General features: G+C 45.0%; 8 protein-coding genes. 6 read left to right on the forward strand and 2 right to left on the reverse strand.

Annotation, left to right across the window (positions count from 1 at the left end):
- From QUB70_RS31440 to QUB70_RS31465, 6 genes are all read left to right on the forward strand, one after another.
- Positions 1 to 728 (forward strand): RNA-guided endonuclease InsQ/TnpB family protein (locus QUB70_RS31440; protein ID WP_332985688.1); only part of this gene is annotated, 728 nt, incomplete at its 5' end.
- Positions 729 to 1,056: 328 nt separating this feature from the next.
- The gene (locus QUB70_RS31445; protein ID WP_332985690.1) at positions 1,057 to 1,311 is read left to right on the forward strand and encodes a type II toxin-antitoxin system Phd/YefM family antitoxin; all 255 of its coding nucleotides are present in this window, start codon (positions 1,057 to 1,059) and stop codon (positions 1,309 to 1,311) included.
- The gene (locus QUB70_RS31450; RefSeq protein ID WP_332985691.1) at positions 1,304 to 1,561 is read left to right on the forward strand and encodes a Txe/YoeB family addiction module toxin; all 258 of its coding nucleotides are present in this window, start codon (positions 1,304 to 1,306) and stop codon (positions 1,559 to 1,561) included. Before QUB70_RS31445 ends, QUB70_RS31450 begins: the two co-directional genes overlap by 8 nt.
- Before the next feature lie 169 nt (positions 1,562 to 1,730).
- Positions 1,731 to 2,006 carry a hypothetical protein gene (locus tag QUB70_RS31455; protein WP_332985692.1) on the forward strand — a complete coding sequence of 92 codons (276 nt, stop codon included), beginning with the start codon at positions 1,731 to 1,733 and terminating at the stop codon, positions 2,004 to 2,006.
- 75 nt (positions 2,007 to 2,081) lie between these two features.
- Positions 2,082 to 2,309, forward strand: a complete 228-nt coding sequence (locus QUB70_RS31460; protein ID WP_332985694.1) for a hypothetical protein — start codon at positions 2,082 to 2,084, stop codon at positions 2,307 to 2,309.
- Positions 2,310 to 2,368: 59 nt separating this feature from the next.
- Positions 2,369 to 2,593, forward strand: a complete 225-nt coding sequence (locus tag QUB70_RS31465) for a response regulator transcription factor (protein WP_332985696.1) — start codon at positions 2,369 to 2,371, stop codon at positions 2,591 to 2,593.
- Between the two features lie 186 nt (positions 2,594 to 2,779).
- On the opposite strand, the gene QUB70_RS31470 is transcribed toward QUB70_RS31465, so the two are convergent.
- The gene (locus QUB70_RS31470) at positions 2,780 to 3,676 is read right to left on the reverse strand and encodes an alpha/beta fold hydrolase (RefSeq protein WP_332985697.1); all 897 of its coding nucleotides are present in this window, start codon (positions 3,674 to 3,676) and stop codon (positions 2,780 to 2,782) included.
- 217 nt (positions 3,677 to 3,893) lie between these two features.
- Positions 3,894 to 5,381: a D-alanyl-D-alanine carboxypeptidase/D-alanyl-D-alanine endopeptidase gene (gene dacB / locus QUB70_RS31475; RefSeq protein WP_332985698.1), complete on the reverse strand. Its 1,488-nt coding sequence runs from the start codon at positions 5,379 to 5,381 to the stop codon at positions 3,894 to 3,896.
- Positions 5,382 to 5,489 lie beyond the last annotated feature (108 nt).

The following is a 5,489-nucleotide window of genomic DNA, read 5'->3' on the forward strand; positions in this document are numbered from 1 at the left end:
GGGTTCGAGCTGTCAGACGTGCTGATGGCTACTACGCTCAGTTCTTAGTGGACTGGGATCGAAAAGAGGAGCATGAGCTTCAAGGGAAAATGACGGGAATCGACTTAGGGCTTAAAGAGTTCTACACCGATTCTGATGGAAATACTGTAGATAACACTCGATATCTGAGAAAGTCCGAACGTCGCATTAAGATGCTGCAACGCCGGGTTTCTAAGAAGCATATCAGGGGCAAAAAGCAGTCTAATAGATACCATAAAGCTCGCAGGGCTTTAGCCAAACAACATCTCAAGGTAAGTAGACAGCGTGAAGACAAGGCTCGTAAAGATGCTCTGGCGCTAGTTAGATCTAACGACCTAATTGTCTGCGAAGACTTGAAGATACGAAACATGGTGAAAAATCACCACTTAGCTAAGTCTATTAGCGACGCATCTTGGTATCAATTCATTCAATGGCTTCAATATTTTGCCAAGGTTCACGGTGTCATTGTTATCGCTGTTCCACCTCGCAACACGACTGTTGATTGTTCGTGCTGTGGAGCGAAAGTGAAGAAAACTCTTAGCACCAGGACGCATAGATGTAACCAGTGTGGCACGGTTTTAGATCGCGACCACAATGCCGCAAAGAACATTTTGGTAAAAGGATTCAAGTTGTTAGCCGAATATCTAAACAGTACCGTAGGGCATACGGAATCTGGAGCCAAAAGCTCTTTCATCGCAGGGAGAAACTAACCTCTGGCTCAAGAACGGAGACGCTTTTGCTCTAAGTTGGCTCGATGAACTGCGAACCAAGAATTCTTGGGAATCCCCCACTATATTCGGTACTCCGAATTAGTGGTGGGAGGATGTCAATCGTTACTTTAGCTGCGAAAGTAACGCTCAACAGCGACAAGCGAGCCTCGAATTTAATTTTTGCTCGGCTTCGGCTCTTCCTCTAGGTATCGGTTCCCATATCCAGCCATAGAACCAGTAAATTTACCGAACATGATATGAGATTGGGATTGCCGAATATATTGCGGATTGCTATACTTGTACAGTAAGTTGTACAAATGTCAAGTACATGAATATTGTTTCTTTTAGCGAAGCTAGAAATAACCTCAAGGCTGTTTTAGACAGAGTAGTGGAAGATACGGACTATACCATCATCACTAGACGGGATGCGGAGGATGCCGTGGTGATGTCGCTAGAGTTCTTTAATAGTTTGCTGGAAACAGTTCATTTACTCAAATCTCCCGCCAATGCTGCCCATTTGGAGCGTTCTATTGCTCAGTTTAAGCAGGGGAAAGTGGTGGAGCAAAATTTGTTGGATGACTAGAAAGTTAGCATGGACGGATGAGGCTTGGGGCGATTATTTATACTGGCAAGGGCAAGACAAGAAAACGTTAAAACGAATTAACAAGCTAATTGAGGCAACAATCCGATTGCCGTTTGAGGGGATCGGAAAGCCAGAACCACTGAGGGAGAATCTGGCTGGTTTTTGGTCGCGGCGAATTGATGATACGAATCGATTAGTTTATGCTGTGGATGACGATTATCTAACGATTATCTCTTGTCGGTACCGCTAAGCTGTTGTGCATTTAATTTGTATGTTGAGGGCGGGCAGGATGCCCACCCCACAAGAGGAAAAATTTATTTGACTATGCAATTTAAATGCGGATTAGCTTATTCTGATTGACATCCTCCTTGGCCTACTTAGAATCGCGAATTAAATAACTTACAATTTTAATTGTTATTGTGGGACGGGCGTCTCGCCCATCCTTTTTGGACGGGCGAGACGCCCATCCCACAAACTTGTGGAAGTTATTTAATTCTCATTCCTTAGCTATGGTGCGGCGTTTTTGTTTAACAGGAAAGTGCGAAGTGGCGCGGTTTCTAGACGAACAAGGCTTTGAGCCGATCGCATCGGGAGACTGGATTGGTGCGAAACCACGACGTTTAACCGGTTCTGACCAAGAATTTCTTGATGGTACCCGCCACGTGATTTATCCGTGGAATCAATCCAAAATCTAAAATCTAAAATCCTCAAGCCCCCGCATTTATCCGTGGGGTCGCCTCCAAAATCTAAAATCTAAAATCTAAAATCGAATGACCGGTCTTTCACCTTCTGCTGAAGATGAATTTGTACTTCAAGCGTTTACTCGCGCTCAAGTATTTCGCCCTTCCTGCACGATTTTAGTGTTAGTCGGACTGCTAAGTGGCAGTTGCGGACTCGGACAAATTATCAAAGGCTTAAAATACGGAAAAATAGCCGATCGACTAATTGACTGGAATCCTGAATCTGATTGGGAAACTCCTTTATCTGAAGTTCGATAAAAACTCGGAATTCTACCCTTAATTGATTAGATTTTAACTCGTTACCTCCTTGCAAAACTATGCAAAGCACAAATTACCAACCGGAATTTAGCCTGAGCCCGCGGGAAAGGGCGATCGCCCAATTAGTAGCCCAAGGCCTGCCAAACAAATGTATTGCCAAAAATCTAAATATCAGTCACTGGACGGTTGCTACTTACTTGAGGCGGATTTTTACCAAACTCGGTGTTTGTTCCAGAACTGCGATGATTGCACTGCCGATCCAAGAAAATTTACTCTGGGATTAATAAATAAGTAGGGTGCGTCAGATATTCTGAACGGGCAAGATGCCCGTTCCACAAGAACATTGAATCGTGGAACGGGCATCTTGCCCGTCAGATATTCTGAACGGGCAAGATGCCCGTTCCACAAGAACATTGAATCTTTGTGGAACGGGCATCTTGCCCGTTCTTATTTGCAAGTTTTAATTTTTTTTAGACCAAAGCCAAAGAAGGAGAAGAATTTCTCAGAAAACTCAGCAATTCTCGATTCACCGTTTGCGGCGCTTCCTGCTGAATCCAGTGACCGCAGTTAGGAACTAATTTTAACTTAAACGGAGCCGAAATTAATCTGTCTAAACCTTCTACAAGTTTGTGGCTCAAAAACGCATCTTCTTCTCCCCAAAGCACCAAAGTAGGTACATTCACAGGTTCTAATTTCTGCCCCAAATTCCAAAGCCTCTGCGGGTGAAACATCTGCCGGTAATAATTGATCGCGGCGGCTAACACTCCCGGCTTTTCTAAAGCAGTCTGATAAATCTTAGTTTCCTCAGCGCTAAAAGCTCCTTTGCGAATCGCTTGTCCTTGGAAGACATTGTGCACAAAATCTTTCAAATTTTGCTGGATAAACCATTCGGGAATACCGGGAACCTGAAAAGCAAAAACGTACCAACTGCGGCGGATTTGATCTAAATTACTCGCCATTTCCTGCACGAATCGCTGCGGGTGCGGAGCGTTTAAAATTGCCAAGCGGTTGAGTTGTTCGGGGAATTTTTGAGCTAAATGCCACGCGATCGCGCCTCCCCAATCATGACCGACAATGTGAGCTTTTGTATAGCCCAAGCTCGCAATCAAACCCCGAATATCGGCGCTCAGCGTATCTAAATCGTAGCCGCTTGCCGGCTTGTCGGAATCGTTGTAGCCCCGCAAATCCGGCACCACAACCTTGAAATGACGCGCTAAAGCAGGGATTTGATGGCGCCAAGAATACCAAAACTCTGGAAACCCGTGCAGGAGAAGAACGAGCTCGCCTTCTCCTTGAGAAACGCAGTGCAAGCGGATGTTGTTGGTTTCGACAAAGATGTGTTGCTGTTCGGAATCTAAAGACTTCATAGTTGGAAAGTTAGACTTATTTTCGGGAAGTACAGAACCCGCCGACTGGTAGCAGGCCCAAACGGCCCAATGGTTTTAATGTTTCTGCTTTTATTGTAGCTGCTTTTCGATCCCCGCCGCTGCAATCTAATTAAACTTAAAACTTGTAGGGTTGTGGGATGTCCTGTTTTTTAGGTGTAACTACTGAGTTCAAGTTTCTCACCTTAAATCTGTTGTTTTAACAGCGGCGCAGGCGGTTCAATAATAGCACAATTTCGTCAGTTGCCGATCGCATTTTTGCAGCCGATAGGTCAGATTGATTGACGATAATGCTAAACACCAGCGGCTCGTAATTCGGAACTTCGATATATCCCGACAGCGCCGAAACTCCGCTCAAAGTTCCAGTTTTAGCTTGCAAAATTACGCGGTTTGGTGTATTATTTAAGCGATTTTTCAAAGTACCGCTCTCGCCAGCGATCGGCAGTGACTGGCGGTAAATAGATGCAGCAGGTGAATTCGCCATCAATCTCAAAGTTTGCACCAAGGCTTCTGGACTAATTAAATTGTGGCGGGAAAGTCCCGAACCGTCGGCTAATATGTAGCTGTTTGGATTTACTCCTAATTGAGTTAAAACTGTTTTTAACTCTTTCAAACCGATTTCACCTGTATCTTCTTGTGGCACAGGCATCTTGCCTGTGAGTGTTTGCGGCAGAGGCATCTTGTCTGTAACTTTTCCCAGCAATCTCAATAAAACTTCTGCATAAAGATTGTTGCTTTCTCGATTAGTTTCTTTTACCAATTCCGCCATCACAGGCGATTCAACGGTAGCTAATTCTCGATCTAAATTGCGAAAAGCAGATGCAACTAAAGTTTGTTTAACAGGAATTCCCTCAGCCGCCAGAAAGTGCTGAAAATGCTGCAAAAAATTATTAGCGGGGTTGACAACTGCGACATAAGCTGGTTCGGATTCTGCACCAACTTTCAACTGTCCGCTAACTCGAATTGCAGGTCGATCGAACTCCCTGCCAACTTCAATAAACTCGGATTCATTTGGGGCGACAGTTACTGAATTGTTCAGAATTTGCCACTGATTTGCCAGCTTTGGTTCGGCGAAAGTAACTTTCAGAGGTTGCCCGATCGCCTGCGGGGACAAGAGAAGCTCGATCGCATTTTGATTGAAAATTAAACTGTTAATCGGCGCTCCGTAGCCCGCTTGCGCGTCTTCCCATTCCCAATTGGGATTGACTCCACTGCCTTGAAAATAGCTGTCATCGCCAATCAACTCATTTACTTGACTGATTCCCCGCTGCTTCAACTGCTGCGCCAAGGATTTCAACTGAGCCTCAGCAATGCTCGGATCGCCCCTACCGGCAACGTACAAACTTCCATTTTCGCCGCTGTAAACCGATGTCTTAATCCGAAAATCTGCACCGAGTTTCTGCAAAGCAGCGGCTGTGGTTAGCAGCTTGACATTTGATGCTGGAATAAAATATTTTTGGGCGTCGCGGCTGTAGAGAGTAGCAGTAGAAGAGAGAGGTTGAATCAAAATTCCCCAGCGCGATCGGCTAAATTCGGGACGGTTGGCGATCGCATCTACTTGCGCCCCCAATTCCCCAGGACAAATATCCCCAGCAACCGCCGCAGTTTGAGCGACTACCGCCGGAGTGCGCCCCAAGACTAGCATTAACAAACTAACTGCAATTCCTGTGATTTTCAAGTTGTACATATATGCCATCCTCTAGTTTAATAACCTATTTAGGGCTTGCTGAATAAGTAAGAAAACAGCATTCAGAAGGATGAATTAACTCCTGAGCAAGTAGAAGGGATAAGTTTT

Origin of the sequence: Microcoleus sp. A003_D6 (assembly GCF_036702825.1) — a bacterium.
Classification (GTDB): Bacteria; Cyanobacteriota; Cyanobacteriia; order Cyanobacteriales; family Microcoleaceae; genus Microcoleus.